The sequence below is a fragment of the Bradyrhizobium nanningense genome (assembly GCF_004114535.1).
Lineage (GTDB): Bacteria > Pseudomonadota > Alphaproteobacteria > Rhizobiales > Xanthobacteraceae > Bradyrhizobium > Bradyrhizobium nanningense.
In genome coordinates, this window is the sequence record NZ_LBJC01000079.1 from 84,171 (window position 1) to 108,643 (window position 24,473).

The window sequence follows — 24,473 nt, forward strand, 5'->3', positions numbered from 1 at the left end:
GTGCGCAATTGCGCACTAGGCAGGGACGACAGCGGAGTTTGTTGCGAGAGCATCGCACCCATGACATCCGCGTGATTGACCTGCTTGAGCGCTAGCGGCACGTTGGCCCAAGATCCCTTCCTAATCCACATTTCCCATGTTCACTGTCGCCAGCCTCTGGATTCCCTTCACCATCATCGCTGCGCTCGGGCAGGTCGCGCGCAATGCGATGCAGCGGTCGTTGACGAAGCCGCTGGGGACGTGGGGTGCGACCAATATCCGCTTCCTGTTCGGCTTTCCGTTCTCACTGCTGTTTCTGGGCGTGGTGCTGGTCGCGACCGGCGACCGTCTCGGCATGCCGCCGACCGCGTTCTGGCCGTGGCTGCTGCTGGGGGCGCTCAGCCAGATCGTCGCGACGGGTCTGATGCTGCTCGCCATGAACGACCGCTCCTTCGTGGTGACGACGGCGTACCTCAAAACCGAAGCGATCCAGACCGCGATCTTTGGTTTCGTCTTCCTCGGCGATCACCTCACCTGGCTGAAGGTGCTGGCGATCGTGATCGCGACGATCGGCGTCGTCATCACCGCGCTCCGCCCTGGCGGCGAGAAGAGCTTTGCGGAGCTGAAGCCCACCATCACCGGCCTCGTTGCGGCGGCGGCCTTCGCGCTCTCCGCGGTCGGTTTTCGCGGCGCCATCATCAATGTGCCAGGCGTGTCCTTCGTGACCGCGGCGTCGGTCACGCTGGTGCTCGGCCTGTTCGTGCAGACGCTGGTGCTGACGGTCTATCTGCTCTGGCGCGCGCCGAAGGTGCTGCAGGGTATCCTCGCGATGTGGCGGCCGTCGATGCTGGCCGGCTTCACGGGCGCCTTCGCCTCGCAATTCTGGTTTCTGGCCTTCGCGCTGACGGCTGCCGCCAATGTCCGCACGCTTGCGCTGATCGAGGTGCTGTTCGCGCAAGGCGTCGCCTACTACTCGTTCAAGCAGCCGATCGCGCCGCGCGAGATTTTTGGTATCGCGCTGATCGTGGTCGGGGTGGCGGTGCTGGTGGGAGTGTAGTCGTCATTCCGGGCGATGCGAAGCATCGAACCCGGAATCTCGAGGTTCTCAGGTGCGCAATTGCGCATCAGAGTTCGCGCTAACGCGCGCCCCGGAACGACAGCAATCGTTAATTCCGGTCTTCCGGCAATGTCGGCAGTGGCGACACCTCGATGCCTTCGTCGATCAGCGACTTCGCCTCCTCGGGCGAGGCCTCGCCGTAGATCGGGCGGTGCTCCTTGTCGCCGTAATGCATCGCGCGGGCTTCGTTGGCGAAGCGCTCGCCGACATTGTCGGCGTTCTTGACGATATGATCGCGCAGCTCCTTCAGCTTGGCGCGCAGCTCTTTCTCCTGCGCCATCAGCAGCGAGGTCGGACCTGACGGCGCGGCTTCGGGCGTCGGAGCAGTCGTCGCTTCCGGCGGTGGCGTCGCACGCCCGCGGCCCTTCTTGCCGACGATGCGCGGGGCCATGATCGCCTTCTCGACCTTGGCCGAGCCGCAGATCGGGCAGGTCACGAGCTTGCGCTTGACCTGGGAATCGTAGGCCGACGAGTTCTGAAACCAGCTCTCGAAATCGTGGTCCCGGTCGCAGCGCAGTGCGTAGCGGATCATGCCGATCCCCGTACGAGGTGCAGATGATCCGGCCCCGCCTTGGGGTCGGACACGCCGAAACGGCGGCCGTGCTGGAGCGAGGGAATCGCGCGGCGCGCGGTCTCGACCTTGGACGGATCGATCTTTGCCATGATGATGCCGGGCTCGACGTCGCCCTCGGCGAGGATCTCGCCCCAGGGATCGATGATCAGCGAATGGCCGTAGGTCTCGCGTTTGTTCTCGTGCAGTCCTGCCTGGGCCGCCGCGAAGATGAAGCAGCCGGTCTCGATCGCGCGCGCACGCAGCAGCACATGCCAATGCGCTTCGCCGGTCTTGCGGGTGAAGGCGGAGGGCACGGTGATGAAATAGGCGCCGCTCTCGGCGAGGGCACGGTAAAGCGCGGGGAAGCGCACGTCGTAGCAGATCGTCAAGCCCACGCGGCCCCAGGGCAGGTCGGAGATCACCGCGGTCTCGCCCGGCTGGTAATTGGCGGATTCGCGATAGCTCTCGCCGTCCGGCAGCTCGATGTCGAACATGTGGATCTTGTCGTAGCTCGCGAGCACGTTGCCCTCGGGCCCGATCAGGAAAGAGCGGTTGACCGCCTTCTCCGGTGAAAAGCGCAGCGCCAGCGAGCCGACATGGAGATGGATCTTCAGCTCCGCCGCGAGCGCCTGGTAGGCCTTCAGCGAGGTGTCGTCTTCCTCGCTCTGCAGATGCTCGAACAGCGCCTTGCGGTTCAGCTGCATCATGTTGCTGACCTCGGGCGTCTGCACGTAGTCGGCGCCATTGGCTGCCGCCTGCCGGATCAGCTTCGTGGCCTGCTCGAGGCTCGGTCCCGGCATCAGGCCGGTGCGCATCTGCACCATCGCGGCGGTGAACGTGCGGTTCTCGCTCATGAGTTGGCCTTCACGCTTTCGAGCATGCCGTCGAGCTTGCCTTCGCGATCGAGTGCATAGAGGTCGTCGCAACCGCCGACATGAGTTCCGCCGATCCAGATCTGCGGGAAGGTCGAGCCTTGGCCGGCGCGATCATACATCTCGGCCCGCCAGGACGAGTTCTTGGCGACGTCGAATTCCGTGAAGGCCGCCTTCTTGCGGGTCAGCAGCGACTTGGCGGCGGAACAATAGCCGCAGCCGGGCCGGGTGTAGATCTCGACAGCAGCGTTCATCTCGTCTGGCGCTCTCATGTGATGAATTCATTGAATTATATGGGACTTTACCTGACCTCCACAACCCGGGCGAAGACCAGCACGTCGACCTGGGCGGCCTTGGCACGCAGCAGGGCCCTCGCGCAAGCATCCAGCGTTGCGCCCGAGGTCAGGACATCGTCGATCAGGACAATGCACCGGCCGTGGACCTCGGCCTGACGGTCGGGGGATACCTGGAATGCGCCCTGCACATTGGTGGCGCGCTGGGCCCGCGACAGGCCGATCTGCTGCTCGGTGGCGCGCACTCGGCGCAGCACTTCGCCCCGCACCTTCACCCCGCTCTGCCGCTCGATGATTCGCGCCAACGCCCCGGACTGATTGTAGCGGCGGCGCCAGGCCCGCCGCCAGTGCAGGGGCACCGGCACCAGCATGTCGGCGCCGGTCAGCAGCTCGCCGCCCGCCCGTGCCATCCAGCGTCCCATGGCGGGCGCCAGATCGGTGCGGTCCTGGTATTTCAGCGCATGCACCAGCGTGCGGGCGACGTCGTCATAGCGCACCGCCGCGCGGGCGCGCTGGTAGGCCGGCGGGCTCGCGATCGCCTCCATCGACAGCATGTCGGGGCCGGGGTCGTAGACGAAGGGAATGCCCAGCCGCGGGCAATAGGGCCGCTCGATGAACGACAGCCGGGCCCAGCACGAGGCGCAAACGCCCTCGCCATCGACCGGCTCGCGGCAGGACACGCACAGCGTCGGCAGCGCGATGTCGAGCGCGAGCCGTGCCGCGCGCGACAGCACGTGGCGGCCAGCGGTCCATGCGGCGCGGAGCGGTGCGGCGACGGAGCGGGTAGGGGCGGTGTCGGCTTCCATGCGGGGAGGCTAGCGTTCCGCGTCTGTTGGCTCAAGCCGCTCTCGTGCCCGGGACGCAGCGCAGCGCGGAGCGGTGCGCTGCTGAGCCGGGGCCCATCTCTCGGCATCTTGCGGTGTTGCTTTCTGGGTCCCGGCTCTGCGCAGCAGCGCCAAAAGCGCTGCAGCGCGTCCGGGACACGAGAGAGATTGCAATGACCCGCACGATCAGCGTAACCAGCGGCATGGCTCAGCCTCCGCAAATTCCTCCCGCCCTGTTTGATCGTGCCTTGTTGCATGCGCGGCAGCGGCGCGCACAGGCGCAGGGCTCCGTGAGCTTCCTGCTCGATCGTGTTGCCGAGGACATGTCCGACCGGCTGGCCGCGGTGATGCGCGAGTTTCACGCGCCGATCGATCTTTGGACGCCAGGCGAAGGTCTCGCGACCCTGCGTGCGCGGCTTCCGTCCAGCGCGCACATCGCGCTCGATGCGGCGGGTGCAGAAGAGCTGCCCTTTGCGCCGGAAAGCCTCGATCTCGTCGTCTCGGCGCTGGCGCTGCAATTCGTCAACGACCTGCCGGGCGTGCTGGCGCAAATCCGTCGCGCGCTGAAGCCGGACGGGCTGCTGCTCGCCGCGATGATCGGCGGCGACAGTCTGACCGAGCTGCGGCAAGCCTTCGCCGCGGCCGAGGCCGAATGCGAGGGCGGCGTCTCGCCGCGAGTGGCGCCGTTTGCGGACTTGCGTGACATCGGAGCGCTGTTGCAGCGGGCGGGCTTTGCGCTGCCGGTCACCGATGTCGATCGCGTCGTGGTGCGTTACGCCAATGCGTTCGCCTTGATGCAGGATCTTCGTCGCATGGGCGCCGCCAACGTGCTGATCGAACGGCGGCGCTCACCGTCGCGGCGCGCAACGCTGCTGCGGATGGCAGAAATCTACACTGAGCGCTTTGCCGATGCCGATGGCCGCATCCCTGCGACGTTCGACATCATCTGGCTCTCCGGCTGGGCCCCGCATGCGAGCCAGCAGCAGCCGCTGAAGCCGGGATCGGCGAAAGCGAGTCTCGCGGAAGCGGTGAAGAAGGCGGGAGAGAAGTGACGTGTGACCCGGACGCGCTGCAGCGTTCTTACGCTGCTGCGCAGAACCGGGATCCAGTCTGCGGTGAGCATGGGCCCCGGCTCAGCAGCGCACCGCAAGGGCGCTGCGCTGCGTCCGGGGCACGGCAACTCACATCAGCAAATCGATCAGATGCGGGATCAGCGGAATGTCCGCAGGCGGCATCGGGTAGTCGCGCAGCTTGTTGGCGCGGACCCAGGCCAGGGTCTGGCCCTCGCGCGCGGCCACCATCCCTTCCCAGCGCCGGCAGATGTAGAGCGGCATCAGCAGATGGAACGTCTCGTAGGCGTAGCTCGCGAAGGTCAGCGGCGCGAGGCACGGCTCGGCGACAATGATGCCGAGCTCCTCGTGCAGCTCGCGGATCAGGCTCTGCTCCGGCCGCTCGCCGGGCTCACACTTGCCGCCGGGAAATTCCCAGAGGCCGGCCAGCGCCTTGCCCTCGGGGCGCTGCGCGATCAGAACGCGCTTGTCGGCATCTACAAGCGCGCAGGCCACCACCAGTGTCAGTTTGAGATCGGCCATGCCTGAGCTTACGACCTGTAGTCCCCGTTGATCGCGACATATTCCTTGGTGAGATCGCAAGTCAGCACGCGGTCGCGGCCTTTGCCGAGGCCGAGCGAGACCAGAATCGCGATCTCCGGCGCCTTCATCGCTTCCGACACCTGGGCCTCGTCATAGGACGGATCGCGTGCACCCCTCTTGGCGACGCGGATGCCGTTGAACGAGATCGAGAGCTTGTCGCGATCGGCCGGCTCGCCGGCCTTGCCCACCGCCATCACCACGCGGCCCCAATTGGCGTCCTCGCCGGCGATCGCGGTCTTGACCAGCGGCGAGTTGGCGATCGACATCGCGATCTTGCGCGCCGAGGCCTTGGTCTTGGCGCCCTCGACCGTGATTTCGACCAGCTTGCGCGCGCCTTCGCCGTCGCGGGCGACCTGTTCGGAGAGGTTGGCGAGCACCTGATTGAAGGCCTTGACGAACGCTTTCAGGCGCGGATCGCTGGCGCGGCTGATCTTTGGTGCGCCGTGCTCGGCGGCAGCGCCGGTCGCGAAGGCCAGCAGCGTGTCAGAGGTCGAGGTATCGCCGTCGATCGTCACCGCGTTGAAGGTGTCCTCGACGCCGCTCTTGAGCAGTGCCTGCAAGGCCGCGGGCGCGATCGGCGCGTCGGTGAAGATGAAGGACAGCATCGTCGCCATGTCGGGGGCGATCATGCCGGCGCCCTTGGCCATGCCGTTGATGGTGACCTTGGCCTTGCCGAGCTTGACGGTCGCGGTCGCGACCTTGGGGAAGGTATCGGTGGTCATGATCGCCTTGGCAGCAGTGAGATAATCGCCGGGCGCGGCGGTCTCGGCGAGGCGGCCGAGCACGCCGTCGAACTTGGTCGCATCCAGCGGCTCGCCGATCACGCCGGTCGAGGCCAGGAAGATTTCACCCTCGCTGCAGCCGACCGCCTTGGCCGCGATCTTGGCGGTCAGCGCGGTGGAGGCGCGGCCAGTCTTGCCGGTGAAGGCATTGGCATTGCCGGAATTGACGACGAGGGCGCGCGCCTTGCCGCCCTTCAGCTTGGCGCGGCACCATTCCACCGGTGCGGAGGGGCATTTCGATTTGGTGAAGACGCCGGCGACCGCAGTGCCCTTGTCCATCACCGCCAGCAGCACATCGGTGCGGTTCTTGTAGCGGATGCCGGCCTCCGCCGTCGCCAGGCGGACGCCCGCGATCACGGGCATATCGGGAACGTGCTTCGGGGCGAGCGGGGAGACGGTTGAGGACATCGCGGGGCGCCTTGATGGGTTCTGAATATGCAGATGGCCGGACCATCAAGTGCGAAAACGTGTTTCGCACTTTTGGCCCGGCCATTGCGACGTTAGATACTATCGGCGTCCGTGAAGTGACAGCGAATTCTTACTTCTTCGCCGGCGGCGCCATCTTGCTGTCGGACGGCTTGGCCGCGTCGGCCGGCTTCGCATCCTTCGACGCGTCCGCCGCTGGCTGGTCCAGCCGCTCGACCTTGGCCTCGGCGCGCAGCTTGGCGACGTATTCGGCCTGGGCCTTGCGGGTGACGTAGCTCTCGATCTGGGGCTTGACCTGCTCGAAATCCGGCGCCTTGCGGTTGCGCTTCTCCTCGACCTTGATGACGTGCCAGCCGAACTGCGACTTCACGGGGTCGGAGATCTTGCCGGGATCCAGCGTGAAGGCGACCGCCGAGAATTCCGGCACCATCTGCTCCTTGGTGAAGAAGCCGAGGTCGCCGCCGTCGGCCGAGCCCGGATCCTTGGACTTCTTCTTGGCGAGCTCGGCGAAATCGGCGCCCTTGTCGAGCTCGGCCTTGACCGCCTTGGCCTCGTCCTCGGTCTCGACCAGGATGTGACGGGCGCGCACCTCCTGCTCGCCGGTGATCTGCTTGGAGGCCTCCTCATAGACCTTCTTCATGGCATCAGGGGTGGTGGCCGCCTTGCCCTCGCCTGCGAGCAGGCTGTCCATCAGCAGGCGGTTGCGGGCGAAGGCCAGGCGCTTCTTGAACTCCTCGCTGTCGGCGACCTTCTTGTCTTCGGCAGCCTTGCTGACGATTTTCATGTCGATCAGAAACGACAGGACGTTCTCGTCCTTGGTCGCCGGGTCCATCTGGGCGAGGCTCGGCCCGAGTTCCTCCTCGGCCATGGCAACGTCGCTCTTCTTGATTTCAGCGCCATTGACCTTCGCCAGCACCGGATCGTCGGCAGCCCGGCCGGGACCTGCGATCAGCGCCAGCGCAAGGCAGCCCACGAGGGCGGTGGCGAGGCCAAAGCGCAGGCCGGTTCTGGTTACCGGGAACGAGGTGGTCATGGAAAATCCTTATGTTGAAGCAGGGGGCTGCTCGAGCGGGGCGGACACTCGCCCAATTCAGGGGGGCTTGGCAACGCGAAAAGTCTGTCAAAATGATGAATTAGCCGCAATGCGCCCGCCGTTGACAAGGCCCTGACCGGGCCATATCTCTGCCCGGTCGCGACCATGGCGATGGCGTTTATTTTGCTGCGTTTTTGGCCGTTGAACCCAGACTTGCCCAATTCCCACCCATATGGCGGACGACCCCCGCAGTCCGGGCTCTGACGCCGCGAGGCGTCACGGTGAGTTGATAGGCAGGCGGGGGACAACTTCTTGGGCCCAACGCGGTTGAATCGCGAACACAGGAACTAGGCATGATCGGCGCGCTCGCCCGCAAGTTTTTCGGCTCCGCCAACGACCGGCGGGTGAAGGGATATCAGTCCCGCGTCAACGCGATCAACGCGCTGGAGCCCGAGGTTTCCAAACTTTCCGACGAGGCGCTCAAGGCCCGCACCGCCGAGTTCAGGAAGCAGCTTGCCGAGGGCAAGACCCTCGACGACCTCCTTGTGCCCGCCTTCGCCACCGTGCGCGAAGCCGCCAAGCGCACGCTCGGCCAGCGCCATTTCGACGTCCAGCTGATCGGCGGCATGGTGCTGCACGAGGGCGATATCGCCGAGATGAAGACCGGCGAAGGCAAGACGCTGGTCGCCACGCTTGCAGTGTACCTCAACGCGCTCGCCGGCAAGGGCGTCCACGTCGTCACCGTCAACGACTACCTCGCCCGCCGCGACTCCGGCTGGATGGGCCAGATCTACGGCTTCCTCGGCATGACCACCGGCGTCATCGTGCACGGTCTCGACGATGCCGAGCGCAAGGCGGCCTATGCCTGCGACATCACCTACGGCACCAACAACGAATACGGCTTCGACTATCTTCGCGACAACATGAAGTACCGGCTCGAGGACATGGTCCAGCGGCCGCACTTCTTCGCCATCGTCGACGAGGTCGACTCCATCCTGATCGACGAAGCGCGCACGCCGCTGATCATCTCCGGCCCGCTCGACGACCGCTCCGACTTCTACAACACCATCGACGGCTTCCTGCCCAAGCTCGACAAGTCCGATTACGAGGTCGACGAGAAGCAGCGCACGGTGACGCTGACCGAAGCCGGCATGGAGAAGATCGAGACGCTGCTGCGCGATGCCGGCCAGCTCAAGGGCGAGTCGCTCTACGACGTCGAGAACGTCTCCGTCGTGCACCACATCAACCAGGCGCTGCGCGCCCACACGCTGTTCACCCGCGACAAGGACTACATCGTCCGCGACGACGAGGTCGTCATCATCGACGAGTTCACCGGCCGCATGATGCCGGGCCGCCGCTATTCGGAAGGCCTGCACCAGGCTCTGGAGGCCAAGGAGCACGTCCAGGTCCAGCCCGAGAACCAGACGCTGGCCTCGATCACCTTCCAGAACTACTTCCGCATGTACGAGAAGCTTGCCGGCATGACCGGCACGGCCGCGACCGAAGCGGACGAGCTGTTCGACATCTACAAGCTCGAGGTCGTGGAGATCCCGACCAATCTGTCGATCGCGCGCCTCGACGAGGACGATGAGGTCTATCGCACCCAGAAGGAAAAATACCAGGCGATCCTCGCCGAGATCGAACGCGCCAATTCACGGCTACAGCCGGTTCTGGTCGGCACGGCCTCGATCGAAAAGTCGGAAGTGCTCGCCGAATTCCTCAAATCGAACGGTTACAAGCAGATCGACTTCGGCAAGGAGCACGCCCTCGACAAGCTCTATGCGGCGGCCCGCGCCGGCAAGCCGGCCAAGCTGTTCGCCGTGCTGAACGCGCGCTTCCACGAGCAGGAAGCCTATATCGTCGCGGAAGCCGGCGTGCCCGGCGCGATCACGATCGCGACCAACATGGCCGGCCGCGGTACCGACATCAAGCTCGGCGGCTCGCTGGAAATGCGCATCCAGCAGGAGACGGTCGGTATCGAGGACGAGGCCGAGAAGGCCAAGAAGATCGAGCAGATCAAGGCCGACATCGAGACCTTCCGCAATATCGTGCTGAAGGCCGAGGAGACCGTCGAGATCGAGCCGGCGAAGGGGAGCAAGCCCGCCAAGACCGTGAAGAAGCCGGGTGGTCTCTACATCATCGGCTCCGAGCGTCACGAATCCCGCCGCATCGACAACCAGCTGCGCGGCCGCTCCGGCCGTCAGGGCGACCCCGGCCGCTCGAAGTTCTTCCTCTCGCTGGAAGACGATCTGATGCGCATCTTCGGCTCGGATCGGCTCGACAGCATGCTGCAGCGTCTCGGCCTGCAAGAGGGTGAGGCCATCATCCATCCCTGGATCAACAAGGCGCTGGAGAAGGCGCAGCAGAAGGTCGAGGCGCGCAACTTCGACATCCGCAAGAACCTGCTCAAGTTCGACAACGTCCAGAACGATCAGCGCAAGGTGATCTTCGACCAGCGCGTCGAGCTGATGAAGGACGAGAGCGTCGCCGAGACCGTCGCCGACATGCGCCACGCCTTCATCGACGACCTCGTCGCCAAGCACGTGCCCGAGCATGCCTATGCCGAGCAGTGGGACACGGCCGGCCTGAAGGAAGAGCTGAAGCGCGTGCTCGATCTCGACCTGCCGGTCGACGAATGGGCCAAGGAAGAGGGCATCGCCGACGAGGAGTTGCTCAATCGCATCGAGACCAGGGCCGACGAGCACATGGCGGCCAAGGTGGCGCAATGGGGTCCCGACGTGATGCGTTACGTCGAGAAGACCATCCTCTTGCAGACCCTCGACCATCTCTGGCGCGAGCATCTGATCATGCTCGACCATCTGCGCCAGGTCATCGGCCTGCGCGGTTACGGCCAGCGTGATCCCTTGCAGGAGTACAAGACCGAGGCCTTCAATCTCTTCCAGGAGATGAGCGCTCACTTGCGCGAGGCCGTCACGGCTCAGCTGATGCGCGTCGAGATCGTCCCGCCGGAGCAGGAAGCTCCCGTCCTGCCGCCGATGGAAGCGCACAAGTTCGATCCGAACACCGGCGAGGACGAGATGGCGCTCGCGAGCGTCACGCTCGGCGCCCAGGCCACCGACGCCGCGCTGCGCGACCCGAAGAACCCGACAAGCTGGGGCAAGGTCGGCCGCAACGAGGATTGTCCCTGCGGCTCGGGCAAGAAGTACAAGCACTGCCACGGGCGGTATGCGTAGCGGCTAGTTTCGGGCTTCATCCGCGCGTGAGGCGTGATGCTCGCGCCTCGTTCTCGACTGTCGTCGCCCGGCTTGACCGGGCGACCCAGTACGCCGCGGCCTCTCGATTCCATCACAACCGTCTCTGGAATACTGGATCGCCCGATTGAATCGGGCGATGACAGTTGAGAGTGAGGCGGGCAATGCCCCCGCGCCGTCGTCCCTGCGAACGCAGGGACCCATACCGCGGAATCTATCGGCGGCGCGCAGTCGTCGTACCGCGCGAGACACCCGCAACTACTGGTCTTTGAAACAACCACGTCCTGTGGTTATGGGTCCCGGCGTTCGCCGGGACGACAGTCTTTGTTGGGTTGGCTGTATCGCGACCCTCGTGAAACGCGCCACCCCCTCAATTCGAGCTGTCGATCAAGCTCTCCAGCAGCCGCTTCAATTCGCTGGTCGACTTGTCGCCATAGCTCTCCAGGATGTGCTCCTCCTGGTCGACCGCGAGTGAGTTGAGCCTCTTGCTCAACACCTTGCCGCGGTCGGAGATGAACATCAGGACCTTGCGGCGGTCGTTCGGGTCCTGCACGCGGTAGACCAGCGTGTCCGAGACCATGCGGTCGATCATCTTGGTCAGCGTCGGATGATTGAGCAGCACGGCCTCTGCGAGCTCGCCCATCGAATGGCCGTTGCCATCCGACAGCACTTTCAGGATACGCCATTGCTCGACGGGAACCCCTTCCTTGCTCAACCGCAGTTCGAGCTGCCGGTTGATCTCCCGGTTGGCTTGCGCGAGCAGGTAGGCGAGGTGTTCGGTGATCGGGATGTTTGCTTTGGTCGGTTTTGCCACGGCTAAGACTTCGTCTTGACCCAATTGAGTGAATGTCTTGCAATCAATGCTGCATCTATATGCACTTCAATTGTTGAATATTCAATATTTTCAAAATAGGATCATTGCCCAACAAAGGGGCGGAAGCCGCGGCCGCCCGCAGAATGTGCTTTCAGGTCTGGTCCCAGACAGGAGTTGGCGTGCGCGCGACGGTGAACTTCCCGGCTCACGGCGGCTCGGCGTTGCCGTCTTTGCTGTTCAGGAATCTGTCGTCATCGGCAGCTGGCGGTGCGTTGTCGCCGAACGATCACGCCTTGTTCAAGCGGCGCGGCGCCAACAAGCTCCGTATCGGCGGCTTCATCTGCTGCACCGGCTCGCCCGGCGTCTGGGGTCCCTGCGCCACCAACAGCGCGCAGCTCGCGGTTGCCGAGATCAACAAGCGCGGCGGCATCCTCGGCCGCGAGATCGAGCTGTCCATCTACGACGCCGGCGGGCCGCTGGATGAGGTCCTGGACCGCGCCGAGCAGGCAATCGCGTTCGACGAGGTCGATCTCATCGTCGGCTTGCACACCAGCGCGGTTCGCGTCGGCTTGCGCGACGTCACCACGCGCCATCGCATCCCCTACATCTATACGCCGGTCTACGAAGGCGGCGAGCGCACCCCTGGCGTGATGGCGATCGGCGAGACGCCGCGCTGGCAGAGCCGCCCCGCCATCCACTGGCTCGCCGACGTCAAGAAGGCCAAGCGCTGGTACCTGATCGGCAGCGACTATGTCTGGCCCTGGCAATCGCACCGCGCGGTCAAGAACTACATCAGGGAAACCGGCGGCCACGTCGTCGGCGAAGAATTCGTTCCCCTCGGCGAGGACAATCACGAGCCGCATCTGGCGCGAATCCACGCCGCAAGGCCCGACGTCGTGCTGATCTCGCTGATCGGCACCGACAGCATCACCTTCAACCGCGCCTTCGGTGAATGCGGGCTTGGCGCCACGACACTGCGGCTCGCAGGCGCGATGGACGAGACGGTGCTGCTCGGCATCGGCGCCGACAACAGCGAGAACATGTTCTGCGCCTCGGGCTATTTCACCGGCACCGGCGCGCGCGCCAACGACGACTTCCAGAGCCGCTATCACGCGATGTTCGGGCCGAATGCGCCGCCGATCGGCTCGGTCGGACAGTCCAGCTACGAAGGCCTGCGGTTTCTCGAAGCCGTCGCGAACAAGGCCGGCTCGCTCTCGATGCGGCCGATGCTCGCGGCCGGCCGCAACATCGTCTACAGCGGCGCGCGCGGTCCGGTCGCCATCCGCAACGGGCACGCGCGGATGCCGATGCATCTCGCCGAGGCCGACGGTCTCGATTTCAAGCTGATCAAGCCGCTCTGACCTCGCCGCGGCCATCCATGCGGGCGGAGGTGCAAAATAATACTTGAAAAGGAAAATATTTCCGTTTTGAATGTTTCGGCCGGGCCGGTGCGCTCGTGGCGCAAAACGCGGCCGCACGCCCAAAGGACTGATCCAAACTCCAGGAGAGCGCCGTGACAGTTGTCCTTCCCACGCCAGCCCAACTTCGCAGTGTCGCCGAGCAGTGCGGCCTTTCGCTCAGCGATGAGGACGTCGCCTCATTCCGCGGCCTGATGCAGGGCTCGATCGAGGCCTACAATCTCGTTGCCGCGATGCCGGACGAGGTGCCCGAGGTGAAATATCCGCGCACGCCGGGCCACCGGCCCTCGGCCGAAGAGAACCCGCGCAACGCCTGGTATCGCAAGTCGACCGTGAAAGGTGCCGCCAGCGGCAAGCTCAAGGGCAAGACCGTCGCGCTGAAGGACAACATCATGCTGGCCGGCGTTGCCATGACCAACGGCTCGTCGACGCTGGAAGGCTTTGTACCCGATTTCGACGCCACCATCGTCACGCGCATGCTGGATGCCGGCGCCGAGATCAAGGGCAAGGTGCATTGCGAGCACTTCTGCCTGTCCGGCGGCAGCCACACCGGCTCCTACGGGCCGGTGCACAATCCGCACAAGATGGGCTACTCGGCCGGCGGCTCGTCGTCAGGCTCGGGCGTCGTGGTCTCGCTCGGCGAGGTCGACATGGCGATCGGCGGCGATCAGGGCGGATCTATCCGCATGCCCTCCTCGTTTTGCGGCGTCTACGGCATGAAGCCGACCTGGGGCCTCGTCCCCTATACCGGCATCATGCCGATCGAGATCTATGTCGACCATACCGGCCCGATGACGGCGACAGTCGCCGACAACGCGCTGCTGCTCGAAGTGCTCGCCGGCGACGACGGCTACGATCCGCGCATCAAGGCGCCGAAGGTCGAGGAGTACACCAAGGCGCTCGGCCAGGGTGTCAAGGGCATGAAGATCGGCATCCTCAAGGAAGGTTTTGAGCAGCCGGTCGCAGAGGCTGCTGTGAATGAAAGCGTGCGCGAGGCCGCAAAGCGCTTCAGGGATCTCGGCGCCACCGTCGAGACCGTCTCGATTCCGATGCACCTGTTGGGCGGCGCGATCTGGACCCCGATCGGCACCGAAGGCCTGACCCAGACCATGATGTTCGGCGACGGCTACGGCCTCAGCCGCGGCGATCTCTATTCGACCTCGCTGATGGATTTCCATCGCGGCTGGCGCCGGCAGGCGGATTCGCTGTCCGAGACCACGAAGCTGTTCATGATGCTCGGCACCTACATCAACAACAATTTCGGCCCGCGCTTCTACGGCAAGGCACTCAACATCTCGCGCCGCCTGACCGCCGCCTACGACAAGGCGTTCAGCGATTACGATCTGCTGTTGATGCCGACCACGCCGATGAAGGCGACGAAGCTGCCTGAGCCCAATGCCAGCCGCGAGGAATACGTCGCCCGCGCGCTGGAGATGATCTCCAACACCGCGCCGTTCGACATCACCCATCACCCCGCGATGTCGCTGCCCTGCGGCATGGTCGATGGCCTGCCAGTCGGCCTGATGCTGGTCGGCCGCATGTTCGCGGAATCCACCATCTACCGCGCCGCGCATGCTTTCGAGCAGATCGGCGACTGGAAGAAGATGTGAGCGGGGCGTTGATGCAGGCTCTAACGCATGGCTAACGCGTTCGTCGCAGCGTTCGAGATCCTGAGCTTCGGCGCGATCATCGTCCTGATCGTGCTGGGGCTCGGGATCATCGCCAGCATGATGGGCATCTTCAATTTCGCGCAGGGCGAGTTCGTCCTGCTCGGGGCCTACGTCACCTATCTCGCCTACGCCAAGGGCCTGCCGATTTGGGCCGGCATGGTCGCCGCGCCCTTCCTGGTCGGTGGGCTCGGTTTCGTGCTGGAGGCCCTGATCATCCGCCGCTTCTACGCCGCGCCGATCGTCGCCATGCTCGGCACCTATGCGCTCGGCCTCATCATCCGCGAATCCGTGCGCGGGCTGATCGGCGGCTTCTATCTCACCGTGCCCGAGCCGATCGGCGGCTCCATCGACATCGGCGCCATGCACATCTCGGCCTGGCGCTTCACCATCATCGTCATCACGCTCTTGGTGATGGGTGGCTGCTATCTGCTGCTGTCGCGCACCAGCTTCGGCCTGCGTGTGAGGGCGACGCTGGAGAATCCATCGCTCGCCCGCGCCTCGGGCATCTCCACGCCGCTGATCTACGGCGCCACCTTCGCCTTCGGCGCGGCGCTCGCTGGCCTTGCCGGCGCGCTGATCGTGCCGGTCTTCAGCCTGTTCGCCGATCTCGGCCTGCGCTTCCTGATCCAGGGCTTCGTTGCGGTCATGGTCGGCGGTGTCGGCTCCTTCATCGGGCCGGTCGCGGGCGCCGGCGTCATCGGCACGCTCAGCGCGGCGCTGCCATGGGTGATGGCGCCCGTCGTCGCCGACGTCCTCGTCTTCGTGCTCGCCATTGTCTTCATCAAATTCCGCCCGCAGGGTCTCATCGCTGGAAAAGGGGTTTAGTCATGTTCGATCGCACTCAGCTCTCACGCCGCCGCTTTCTCTCCAATTTCGCCTTCGCGTCCGGTGCGGTCGCAACCGGTGTCGGCAGCTGGGTGATCCCGGCGCCCTGGGCCAACGCCGCCGAGGCTCCGATCAAGGTCGGCATCGCCACCGACCTTACCGGCCCGATCGCCTATGCCGGCAATGCCGACGCCAATGTCGCCAAGATGGTGATCAAGGAGATCAACGCCTCAGGCGGTCTGCTCGGCCGTCCGCTCGAGCTCTACATCGAGGATACCGCCTCGAACGAATCCGTCGCCGTCGGCAACGTCCGCAAGCTGATCCAGCGCGACAAGGTCGACATGGTGCTCGGCGGCATCACCTCGTCGATGCGCAACGCGATCAAGGATCCGATCGTGGCGCGCGGCAAGACGCTCTACATCTATCCGCAGCTCTACGAGGGCAAGGAGTGCACGCCCTATCTGTTCTGCACCGGGCCGACCCCGGCTCAGCAATGCGATGAGTTCATCCCCTGGCTGATCAAGAACGGCGGCAAGAGGTTCGCGCTGCCCAGCGCCAATTACGTCTGGCCGCACACGCTCAACGTCTATGCCCGCAAGGTGATCGAGGCGAACGGCGGCGAGGTCGTGTTCGAGGAATACTATCCGCTCGACCAGGTCGACTTCTCCGCGACGGTCAACCGCATCATCTCCAACAAGGTCGATGTCGTCTTCAACACCGTCATCCCGCCGGGCGTCGGTCCGTTCTTCAAGCAGCTCTATGAAGCCGGCTTCCTCAAGAACGGCGGGCGCCTCGCCTGCGTCTACTATGACGAGAACACGCTCAACATCAATCAGGCCGCGGAAATCGAGGGTCTTGCCAGCTGCCTCGACTATTTCAAGGTGCTGACCAAGGAGAACCCGTTCGACGCAAAAATCCAGGCGGCCTACGAGAAGGACTTTCCGGGTAACTTCCTGTTCGCCGCCGGCAGCGCTGCGACGGGCACCTATCGCGGTCTGAAGCTATGGGAGGCCGCGGTGAAGGAAGCCGGCAAGATCGACCGCGAATCGGTCGCCGCCGCGCTCGACCACGCCAAGATCGCCGAAGGTCCCGGCGGACCGGCCGAGATGGTGCCGGGCAAGCGGCACTGCAAGATGAAGATGTACACCGCCGTCGCCAAGGGCGGGAACTACGAGATCGTCGCGCGCAGCGAGGGTCTGGTCGATCCCAAGGAATGCTGAAATGGAATGCTGAGGCGGAATGTTGAAGCCGATGAGTGTGGTACGACAGGCCATCGTCGCCGATGCAGGCGACGAAATGGACGGTGCGATGGCTGAAGGCGCGGCGGCGGGACCAGCCAAGGACCGCGTCAAGGCAGGGCGAAAAGTCCTGCCGATCGTGGAGGGCGTCGTGCTCGTCGCGGCGCTGCTCGCGCCGCTGGTGCTGCAGGACTATCTCACGGTGTTCGCAACGCGCGTGATCATCCTGGCGCTGTTCGCGCTGTCGTTCGACCTGGTCTGGGGCTATGCCGGCATCATGAGCTTCGGCCAGGCCCTGTTCTTCGGCTCGGCCGGCTATGGCGTGGCGCTGCTCGCGCGCGATCTCGACATCACCAACATCTTGCTGGTGCTGCCGGCGGGAACGCTGATCGGCCTCACCTTTGCGCTGCTGCTGGGCGGCTTCCTGCTGCTGGGCCGGCATCCCTCCAGCGTGATCTTCGTCTCGCTCGGTACGCTCACCGGTTCCTACGCCGCCGATCGGCTGGCGCGCGGCTGGTATTATCTCGGCGGCCAGAACGGCATCCCCTCGATCGCGCCGATGACGCTCGGCGGTTACGAGTTCACGGAAGGGCCGGCGTTCTATTATCTCGTGCTCGGCATTCTCGTCGTCGTCTACCTGCTCTGCCGCTTCCTGGTGCGCTCGCAGTTCGGTCTCGCGCTCGCGGGCTTGCGCGAAAACGAGCAGCGCATCGCCTTCTTCGGCTACAAGGCGCAGCACCTGAAAGCGATCATCTTCACCGTCGGCGGCGGCGTCGCCGGGCTTGCCGGCAGCCTCTATGCCTTCCACGAAGGTTTCGTCTGGCCCAATATGGTCGGCGTCGTCGTCTCGACGCAAGTGGTGCTCTACGTGTTGTTCGGCGGCTCCGGCACGCTGATCGGCGCCGTCATCGGCGCCGTGATCGTCGAGGGCGTCAGCTTCTGGCTGTCGGACAATTACCGCGACATCTGGCCGATCATTTTGGGATTGCTGCTGCTGCTTGTGATTCTGTTCCGGCCGCTCGGTCTCATCAGCTTCGTGCTGGGCGAACGCGAGCGGGTCGGCAGCTTCGGTGCCGGGCAAAAGGAGACGCGCGATGCTCCTTGAAGCCGCCGGCATCAAGAAGATCTTCGGCAAGCTCACCGCGCTCGACGATGCCGCGCTCAGCGTCGGCGAGAACGAGTTTCACGGCCTGATCGGCCCGAACGGCTCCGGCAAGAGTACGTTGATGAAATGCATCGCCGGCGCCGAAGTGCCGACGCAGGGCAAAGTCGCCTTCGTCAACACCGACATCACCGCGTTCACACCGACCGAGCGCGCGCGGGCCGGCATGAGCCTGAAATTCCAGATCACATCCGTGCTGCCGTCGTTGACGCTGTACGACAACATCCTGCTGGCGTTGCAGGCCCATTGCTCGCTGTTCGACCTGGTGTTCTCGCGCACGCGGGACGCGCTGCACGACCAGGTCATGGACATGCTGAGGCAGTTCCGCCTGGCCGACCGCGCCTTCGATGCGGCGGCGGCGCTGTCGCACGGCCAGCAGCAATGGCTGGAGATCGCGATGGCGCTCGCGGGCAAGCCGAAATTGCTGCTGCTGGACGAGCCGACCGGCGGCATGAGCCTGGAGGAGCGCCGCGTCACCGGCGAGCTGCTCCAGCCGATCAAGCAGCACTGCTCCCTGGTCATCGTCGAGCACGACCTCGATTTCATCCGAGACATCTGCGACCGCCTCACCGTGCTCGACCAGGGCAGGGTGCTGGCGTCAGGCACCGTGTCGGAGATCCAGGCCAACACGTCCGTCCAGGAGATCTATCTGCGCCGTGCCTGAGCAACAATTTCTCAACATCAGCCATCTCGATGCCGGCTATGGCCGCAGCCAGGTGCTGTTCGACGTCAACCTCGGCATTCCCTGGCGCGGCGGCGTCGCTGTGCTCGGCCGCAACGGCGCCGGCAAGACCACGCTGATGAAGACCATCGTCGGCGAGCTGCCGGCGTGGAAGGGCGAGGTCGCCTTCGACGGCCGCGACATCAGCCGCCGCGCCACCCAGGAGCGCGTCCGCGCCGGGATCGGCTACGTGCCGCAGGAGCATTCGGTGTTCGCGCGCCTGTCGGTGCGCGACAATCTCGCGGTCGGCTCGCTCGCGAACAAGGATGCCTCCGCGGTCGACCGCGTGCTGACCATCTTCCCGAAACTCGGCCAGCGCCTCGACCAGTCCGCCGGCACGCTCTCCGGCGGCGAACGCAAGATGCTGGCGATCGGCCGCGCCATGCTGGGCGATCCCAAGCTGCTGCTGCTGGACGAGCCGACCGAAGGCGTCTGGATCGGCGTGATCGAGGAGATCACCGAGCGCCTGATCGAGCTCGCCAAGACCATCGCCGTCATCATCGTCGAGCAGCACCTCGACCTCGCCTTGCGCGTTGCCGATTACGCCTACGTGCTCGATCGCGGCCGCGTCGCGCTGCAGGGGGAGGCGGGCGAGGTGAGGGGCAATCCGGAGCTGATGCGATATCTGGCACCGTAACTCGAGCTTTCGTAGCCTGCATGAGCGAAGCGACATGCGGGGCGCTCGCGACATTCCCGGATATCGCTGCGCTCATCCGGGTTACGGGCTGTCGGTCATTTCACCCACTCGCAAACTTTGGCCGCGCATCCGCGCCGCGCCTGCCCGCACTCAGCCCACATTAACTTTCGGCGAAAGCAACATAGGATTCACAAATGTAAGTGCCGGAACAACGCCGGCGGGACTTCAGTCGCGATTGCATCATTTTCCCGATTGGCCAACGGCGGCCATGATCCAAGTTTTGGTTCAAAACTTGGTTGGGGGCTTACACGACATGCACGAACATCCCGGTCGAGCGGTTGACGCCGCTGTGCAGCTGCACGAGCATTTAGAACAGCTCTCCTCTCAATTGTCCGAATTGGAAAGCCTTCGCGCCCGCGTGCTTGAGGCGGAGCGGCGCGCACTCATCACTGAGGAGCGCGTTGCGGTCCATGGCTTCTCGCACCGCGAGGCGGGTGCGGCCGGCTGATCTGCGTCAGGGAAGAGCAAATCAGGCCCGGCAGTCGCAACCCTAGAAGACCACCGGGCCTGAGCGCTAGCCAATATCATCACGGCATTGAAACCCGGTCAGTTTTGCTGACACAGGGGCTCGGGTCTGTTCGCTTCCCGACGCTTGCCCGATCGGGAAAACACGGGTGCGTGCGGAACTGCGGCGGTGAGGTCTATGGATGCAAAAACTCTTTGGTGCGCCAGATCGCGACACGGTGGGCGACACACTGACCCCATAATATTGATTTAGTTCGACTTTTCGTCCTTGGCCCGTCTCTGCGCAGTGGTTTGACGGCTTTTGTCGCGCTCTTGTCGCGATTTCTGGCATCCCGCTCGGCAAGGTTGGGCTTGCTAGTGCAGCGGCGAGCCCATCTGCGAGGAAGGGCAATCACGCTGTTATGCTTGGCTTACTCCGGAAGCCGGGCGCCGCTCCTACTTCATCGCCCCAAAGCGGCTGTCGAACGAGTTCGACGACACCACCGGCGCCGCACCCGCCATCTGGCCGCTGTCAGCGGCACCATCCGACACCAACGGCTTCAGCCCCGGCCGCGTTGCGGCGAGGCGTGTGTCGGGCTTTGCCGGCTCGGCGGGCTTGGCGGCAGCAACGGCCGGCTTCGGCGCATCCTTCGCCGTATCCTTGGACTTGTCGTGCCCCGGCACGAACCGGGTCACGGCGGCTTTCAGCCTCGACGCCGCGGTCGTGGGTGTCGGGGTCGTGGCGGCCGGAGCGACGGACGCCGTGGCTTGCGGCGGCGGTGTGGTCGCCGTGGTGTCGGCGGTGCCCATGCCCATCTTGCGGCCGAGACTCGAGAAGAACCCGCTGGACTTTTCGGCAGGCTGGGCCGACGCGACGCGGGTGCTAGCCGCGGGCACGGCGACCACAGGCTCTTCCTGCGGCGCAGGCGCGGACGCCACCGCATCGAGATTCGGCTTCGGCGGATTGACGTGGCCCGGGATCGTGCCGGGCGCCTTGGCCATCGCCAGCATCTGCAGTGTGGTGCCTTCGGCACCCTCGGACAGGCCGGTCGAGCCTTCCGGAATCTTCGCGGCGAAGATCTTGTTCATGCCGCCGTCGATGCCGGTGTTCATGCGCGCCACCGGCGTGCCCTTGGCGACCAGCTTGGCGTATTCCGCCTCGTCCTTGGCTTGCTTCCCCCGCACGGCGGCGACGACGTCCTCGGGGATCACATAGGCCGGGCATTTTGCCGAGGCGTCGAACACCGGATCGCGCTTGGCATCCGCGGGCTTGGCCGCGTCGAAGACGTACTTCTTCTCGCAGAAATCGACCTTCGGCTCCTGCCGCGTCACCTCGAAATGATCATAGCCTTCCTTGATCATCTTCCAGAACGGCATGTTCGGATTGTTCCGGTGCTTGGCCATGTTCACCGGTGTCATCTTGAACGGATAGGCCTGCAGCTGGAACGCCTTCTGGCCGCCGAAGAAGGATTCGCGGCCCAAGGAATAGATCTCCGCGATCTGCTCGTCGGTCATCGCGTAGCAGCCGCGGGAGGAACAGTCGCCATGCACCATCAGCTGCGAGCCGGTGCGGCCCAGCGCCTTGTCGAACGCGTTCGGGTAGCCGGTGTTGAACGACAGGTAATAGGCCGACTGCGGATTCATCTGGCCCGGGTTGATCGAGTAGAATCCCTCCGGCGCCTGGCGGTCGCCTTCGCGCACCTTCGGTCCGAGGTCGCCCGACCAGCGGCAGATCGGATAGGTCTTGAGCAATGCGAACTGGCCTGAGCGGGTTTGCTTCCAGACCTCGAGCTCCGCCTCCTGCTTGAACAGGCGGACCAGGATCGGCGATTGCAGATCCATATCCTTCTCGGCCATCGCGGCGAGTAGCTTCGGCGGCACCGGCTGATTGGCCTTGGCGTTGGTCGCGAGCGAGACCTGGTCGGTGTCGCAGCCGGCCAGCAGAACGCTGGCCGTCATCAGCGCAACCGAAGCCAAGAGCGCGCGAGCAAGCGAACGAGAAATCAAGATGGACCCCACACCGTGCCGGGGCAGAGAGCGCGAACCCCAATTCGTTTGGCGCATGATCCGACCGGACAACCGGACCCGTCGTGACGGGTTTTTTCAGCTCACGCCCCAGCGCTTATGCCCTGAAGCCATTGATTAAAATTCTAACCTCTGGGTCATGTGGTCGCAACCCGAGCGGGGATCACGAGGCCGTTGGCCCATCGGCATGGTCAACGAAGACTGAATGGACGCGACTTTGGACGGAACTTTGGACGGAACTTGGGCCTTTTGGGCCCATGGGGACAGAGATCGCCGATTTGGGCAAAAAAAGGGTTAATGCGGGGTTAGCGGAGGCCCACCTGGGAGGTCTCGTAGGGTGGATTAGTCGAAGGCGTAATCCACCATTGTTGGCATCCGCGGGGGCAAAAGTGGTGGGTTACGCCGGCGCCTGCGCTTCGCGCAGACGCCGTCTAACCCACCCTACGAGACCGGAATCGGCCCGAATCAGCCCAGTTTCCGGCCGATATCGAGGAATTTCTGCCGCCGCTGCTTGCGGATGGCGTCGCCGTCCAGGCCCCGCAGCTCGTCGAAGGCTGTTGCGATGGCCTCGCCCGTGGTGGCGATCATCGCGGCGGGGTCGCGGTGGGCGCCGCCGACCGGCTCTTTCAGGATCTGGTCGATCACCCCGAAGCGGAGCATGTCCTGGGCGGTGATCTTCATGTTGTTGGCCGCTTCCTGCGCCTTGGTGCCGTCGCGCCAGAGGATCGAGGAGGCAGCTTCCGGCGAGATCACGCTATAGATCGCGTGCTCCAACATCAGCACCTTGTTGGCGGTGGTGATCGCGATAGCGCCGCCCGACATGCCCTCGCCGGTGATGATCGCAACGTTCGGCACGGTCAGCGCAAGGCAGGCGTCGGTCGAGCGGGCGATGGCTTCGGCCTGGCCGCGCTCCTCGGCGCCGATGCCGGGATAGGCGCCGGCGGAATCGGCCAGCGACAGCACCGGCAGGCCGAACCGCTCGGCCATTTCCATCAGCCGCACGCATTTGCGATAGCCTTCGGGCCGCGCCATGCCGAAATTGTGCCGGATCCGGCTCTCGGTGGAATCGCCCTTCTCCTGGCCCATCACGCAGATCGGCTCGCCGCGGAAGCGGCCGAAGCCGGCGACCAGCGCCTCGTCCTCGCCGAACTTGCGGTCGCCGGCGAGCGGGGTGAATTCGGTGATCAGGCCCTTGATGAAGTCGTTGAAGTGTGGTCGCTGCGGATGCCGCGCCACCAGCATCTTCTGCCACGGTGACAGGTTCTGATAGAGGTCGGCCAGCGCCTGCGCCGCCTTGTCCTCGATCCGTCCGATCTCGTCAGAGATATCCGTGCCGGAGGCCGCGAGCGTCCTGAGCTCGTCGACCTTGGAGTCGAGCTCGGCGACGGGCTTTTCAAAGTCGAGATAGCTGCGCATCTGGTCTTGCATCAACTCAATATAGGGGGACGGGGCTTGAGAGCGAAGCGAGGTCGGGGCCGCGGAAGGAAGTGTAGCGTCTTCAATGGTTTGGCTTGTGCGCTCCTGGCAGGGAGCCAAATCATGCGGAAGGCCACGGCTCTTTCTGCGGAGATGTGGCCGAAGTCAAGGCGGTTTCGGCCTGCGCCGTCGGTCCCCGCGGACGCAGGGACCCATAACCACAGGGAGCAGTTAGGCGAAGACTGGCGGTGAAAGGACTTCCGCGGTACTCGCGGCGGCTGCCACAGATAGATCGCGCGGTATGGGTCCCTGCTTTCGCAGGGACGACAATTACTTCTCCGCCAGCGGGTGCAGGTCGCGCACCAGGCTCTTCAGCCGCTCCTCGACCACATGGGTGTAGATCTGGGTCGTGGAAATATCGGTATGGCCGAGCAGGGTCTGCACGATGCGCAAATCGGCACCATTGTGCAGGAGGTGGCTGGCAAAGGCGTGGCGCAGCACGTGCGGGGAAACCAGCCGGGCCTGCAGGCCCGAGGCGACCGCGAGCTCCTTGAGGTCGCGGGCGAAGTGCTGCCGCGTCAGATGTCCGCTCTCGCCGAACGAGGGGAACAGCCATTTCGAGGCGGCCACGCTGCTCTTCTTGTCGGCCTTGGCAGCTTCGGTCGCTGCGAGATAATCCGCCATCGCCTGCCGCGAGGCCTCGTTCAGCGGCACCAGGCGTTCCTTGTTGCCCTTGCCGCGCACCACGATCATGCGGGCATCGCGCTTTGCCGCCGAGCGCGACAGCGCCACCAGCTCGGAGACGCGCAAGCCCGTGGCGTAGAGCACTTCGAGCAGGCAATAGAGCCTTAAAGAGCGCAGCCGCTTCGCGGGCGAGGCATCGTCCGCCTCGCTCAATTCCTTGGCACGGCGCAGCATGCGGTCGACGTCGGCGATCGACAGCACTTTCGGCAGGCCGCGGCCGCGCTTGGGGCCGGACAGGATCGCGGCGGGATCCTCGCTGCGGATGCGCTCATTCAGCAGGAAGCGATAGAGATGCCGCATCGCCGACAGCCGCCGCGCGACGCTGGTGGATTTGAAGCCGCGGCTGTCGAGATCGGCGAGATAGTCGCGCAGCGTTTGCGTCTCGGCGTCCGCAAAACTGTGGCCGGAGCGGCCCAGAAACTCCGAGAAATCAGTGAGGTCGCGGCGATAGGCGTCGAGCGTATTGGGCCCGGCGCCCTGTTCCGCCGCGAGCATGTCGAGGAACAGGCCGGTGAGCTTGGCGTCGGAGGGCGGGTTGCGCATGCCCTGAAGCCTA

At 64.8% G+C, this 24,473-nt stretch carries 22 protein-coding genes; 11 read left to right on the forward strand and 11 right to left on the reverse strand.

All coding sequences use genetic code 11. The features are described 5' to 3' along the window. The first annotated feature begins 136 nt into the window (after nt 1-136). On the forward strand, nt 137-1,036 hold the full coding sequence (locus XH84_RS35815) for an EamA family transporter (RefSeq protein WP_128919102.1): 900 nt from the start codon (nt 137-139) through the stop codon (nt 1,034-1,036). Nucleotides 1,037-1,145: 109 nt separating this feature from the next. On the opposite strand, the gene XH84_RS35820 is transcribed toward XH84_RS35815, so the two are convergent. Genes XH84_RS35820 through XH84_RS35835 form a run of 4 tightly spaced genes read right to left on the reverse strand, consistent with a single transcriptional unit; the run spans nt 1,146 to nt 3,620 of the window. Beyond that, nucleotides 1,146-1,628: a DUF1178 family protein gene (locus XH84_RS35820; RefSeq protein WP_128919103.1), complete on the reverse strand. Its 483-nt coding sequence runs from the start codon at nt 1,626-1,628 to the stop codon at nt 1,146-1,148. Further along, nucleotides 1,625-2,503: a carbon-nitrogen hydrolase family protein gene (locus XH84_RS35825; protein ID WP_128919104.1), complete on the reverse strand. Its 879-nt coding sequence runs from the start codon at nt 2,501-2,503 to the stop codon at nt 1,625-1,627. Before XH84_RS35825 ends, XH84_RS35820 begins: the two co-directional genes overlap by 4 nt. Continuing rightward, a complete protein-coding gene (gene grxC, locus XH84_RS35830) occupies nt 2,500-2,775 on the reverse strand; it encodes a glutaredoxin 3 (RefSeq protein ID WP_128919105.1) in 276 nt (91 codons plus the stop codon). The genes XH84_RS35825 and grxC overlap by 4 nt, the downstream gene beginning before the upstream one ends. Nucleotides 2,776-2,822: 47 nt before the next feature. Beyond that, complete coding sequence (locus tag XH84_RS35835; RefSeq protein WP_128919106.1) at nt 2,823-3,620, reverse strand: ComF family protein; 798 nt, start codon at nt 3,618-3,620, stop codon at nt 2,823-2,825. 191 nt (nt 3,621-3,811) lie between these two features. Between XH84_RS35835 and XH84_RS35840 the strand changes: the two genes are divergently transcribed. Continuing rightward, a complete protein-coding gene (locus tag XH84_RS35840) occupies nt 3,812-4,690 on the forward strand; it encodes a methyltransferase domain-containing protein (protein WP_128919107.1) in 879 nt (292 codons plus the stop codon). A gap of 129 nt (nt 4,691-4,819) precedes the next feature. Here the strand turns inward: XH84_RS35840 and XH84_RS35845 are convergent, their stop codons facing one another. The 3 genes from XH84_RS35845 to XH84_RS35855 form a co-directional block, all read right to left on the reverse strand. Beyond that, nucleotides 4,820-5,230 (reverse strand): (deoxy)nucleoside triphosphate pyrophosphohydrolase, encoded by a 411-nt coding sequence (locus tag XH84_RS35845; RefSeq protein ID WP_128919108.1) that lies wholly within the window; start codon nt 5,228-5,230, stop codon nt 4,820-4,822. 8 nt (nt 5,231-5,238) lie between these two features. Continuing rightward, a complete protein-coding gene (gene argJ, locus XH84_RS35850; protein WP_128919109.1) occupies nt 5,239-6,480 on the reverse strand; it encodes a bifunctional glutamate N-acetyltransferase/amino-acid acetyltransferase ArgJ in 1,242 nt (413 codons plus the stop codon). Nucleotides 6,481-6,610: 130 nt separating this feature from the next. Next, entirely contained in the window at nt 6,611-7,531 is a 921-nt protein-coding gene (locus XH84_RS35855; protein WP_128919110.1) for a peptidylprolyl isomerase, read from the reverse strand. 353 nt (nt 7,532-7,884) lie between these two features. Here XH84_RS35855 and secA point away from each other — a divergent pair, with 353 nt between their 5' ends. Then, nucleotides 7,885-10,725 carry a preprotein translocase subunit SecA gene (gene secA, locus XH84_RS35860; protein ID WP_128919111.1) on the forward strand — a complete coding sequence of 947 codons (2,841 nt, stop codon included), beginning with the start codon at nt 7,885-7,887 and terminating at the stop codon, nt 10,723-10,725. Nucleotides 10,726-11,113: 388 nt separating this feature from the next. Here secA and XH84_RS35865 read toward each other — a convergent pair whose 3' ends face one another. Continuing rightward, nucleotides 11,114-11,557, reverse strand: a complete 444-nt coding sequence (locus XH84_RS35865) for a MarR family winged helix-turn-helix transcriptional regulator (RefSeq protein WP_128919112.1) — start codon at nt 11,555-11,557, stop codon at nt 11,114-11,116. A 179-nt stretch (nt 11,558-11,736) separates the two neighbouring features. Between XH84_RS35865 and XH84_RS35870 the strand changes: the two genes are divergently transcribed. From XH84_RS35870 to XH84_RS35905, 8 genes are all read left to right on the forward strand, one after another. Beyond that, entirely contained in the window at nt 11,737-12,918 is a 1,182-nt protein-coding gene (locus tag XH84_RS35870) for a substrate-binding domain-containing protein (protein ID WP_164936214.1), read from the forward strand. A 152-nt stretch (nt 12,919-13,070) separates the two neighbouring features. Next, nucleotides 13,071-14,585, forward strand: a complete 1,515-nt coding sequence (locus tag XH84_RS35875) for an amidase (RefSeq protein ID WP_128919113.1) — start codon at nt 13,071-13,073, stop codon at nt 14,583-14,585. A gap of 27 nt (nt 14,586-14,612) precedes the next feature. Further along, on the forward strand, nt 14,613-15,470 hold the full coding sequence (locus tag XH84_RS35880) for a branched-chain amino acid ABC transporter permease (protein ID WP_128919114.1): 858 nt from the start codon (nt 14,613-14,615) through the stop codon (nt 15,468-15,470). Between the two features lie 2 nt (nt 15,471-15,472). Further along, the gene (locus XH84_RS35885) at nt 15,473-16,690 is read left to right on the forward strand and encodes a substrate-binding protein (RefSeq protein ID WP_128919115.1); all 1,218 of its coding nucleotides are present in this window, start codon (nt 15,473-15,475) and stop codon (nt 16,688-16,690) included. A 19-nt stretch (nt 16,691-16,709) separates the two neighbouring features. Continuing rightward, nucleotides 16,710-17,813, forward strand: a complete 1,104-nt coding sequence (locus XH84_RS35890; protein WP_128919116.1) for a branched-chain amino acid ABC transporter permease — start codon at nt 16,710-16,712, stop codon at nt 17,811-17,813. After that, nucleotides 17,803-18,534 carry an ABC transporter ATP-binding protein gene (locus tag XH84_RS35895; protein WP_128919117.1) on the forward strand — a complete coding sequence of 244 codons (732 nt, stop codon included), beginning with the start codon at nt 17,803-17,805 and terminating at the stop codon, nt 18,532-18,534. Before XH84_RS35890 ends, XH84_RS35895 begins: the two co-directional genes overlap by 11 nt. Then, complete coding sequence (locus XH84_RS35900; protein WP_128919118.1) at nt 18,527-19,228, forward strand: ABC transporter ATP-binding protein; 702 nt, start codon at nt 18,527-18,529, stop codon at nt 19,226-19,228. The genes XH84_RS35895 and XH84_RS35900 overlap by 8 nt, the downstream gene beginning before the upstream one ends. Before the next feature lie 313 nt (nt 19,229-19,541). Further along, nucleotides 19,542-19,736, forward strand: coding sequence for a hypothetical protein (locus XH84_RS35905; RefSeq protein WP_128919119.1), 195 nt, complete (start codon nt 19,542-19,544; stop codon nt 19,734-19,736). Nucleotides 19,737-20,188: 452 nt separating this feature from the next. Here XH84_RS35905 and XH84_RS35910 read toward each other — a convergent pair whose 3' ends face one another. The 3 genes from XH84_RS35910 to xerD all read right to left on the reverse strand — a co-directional run bounded on the left by XH84_RS35910 (nt 20,189) and on the right by xerD (nt 24,460). Beyond that, complete coding sequence (locus XH84_RS35910; RefSeq protein ID WP_181769414.1) at nt 20,189-21,691, reverse strand: L,D-transpeptidase family protein; 1,503 nt, start codon at nt 21,689-21,691, stop codon at nt 20,189-20,191. Nucleotides 21,692-22,222: 531 nt separating this feature from the next. Next, the gene (locus XH84_RS35915; protein ID WP_128919121.1) at nt 22,223-23,185 is read right to left on the reverse strand and encodes an acetyl-CoA carboxylase carboxyltransferase subunit alpha; all 963 of its coding nucleotides are present in this window, start codon (nt 23,183-23,185) and stop codon (nt 22,223-22,225) included. 318 nt (nt 23,186-23,503) lie between these two features. Next, nucleotides 23,504-24,460, reverse strand: coding sequence for a site-specific tyrosine recombinase XerD (gene xerD, locus XH84_RS35920; protein WP_128919122.1), 957 nt, complete (start codon nt 24,458-24,460; stop codon nt 23,504-23,506). Nucleotides 24,461-24,473: the final 13 nt, after the last annotated feature.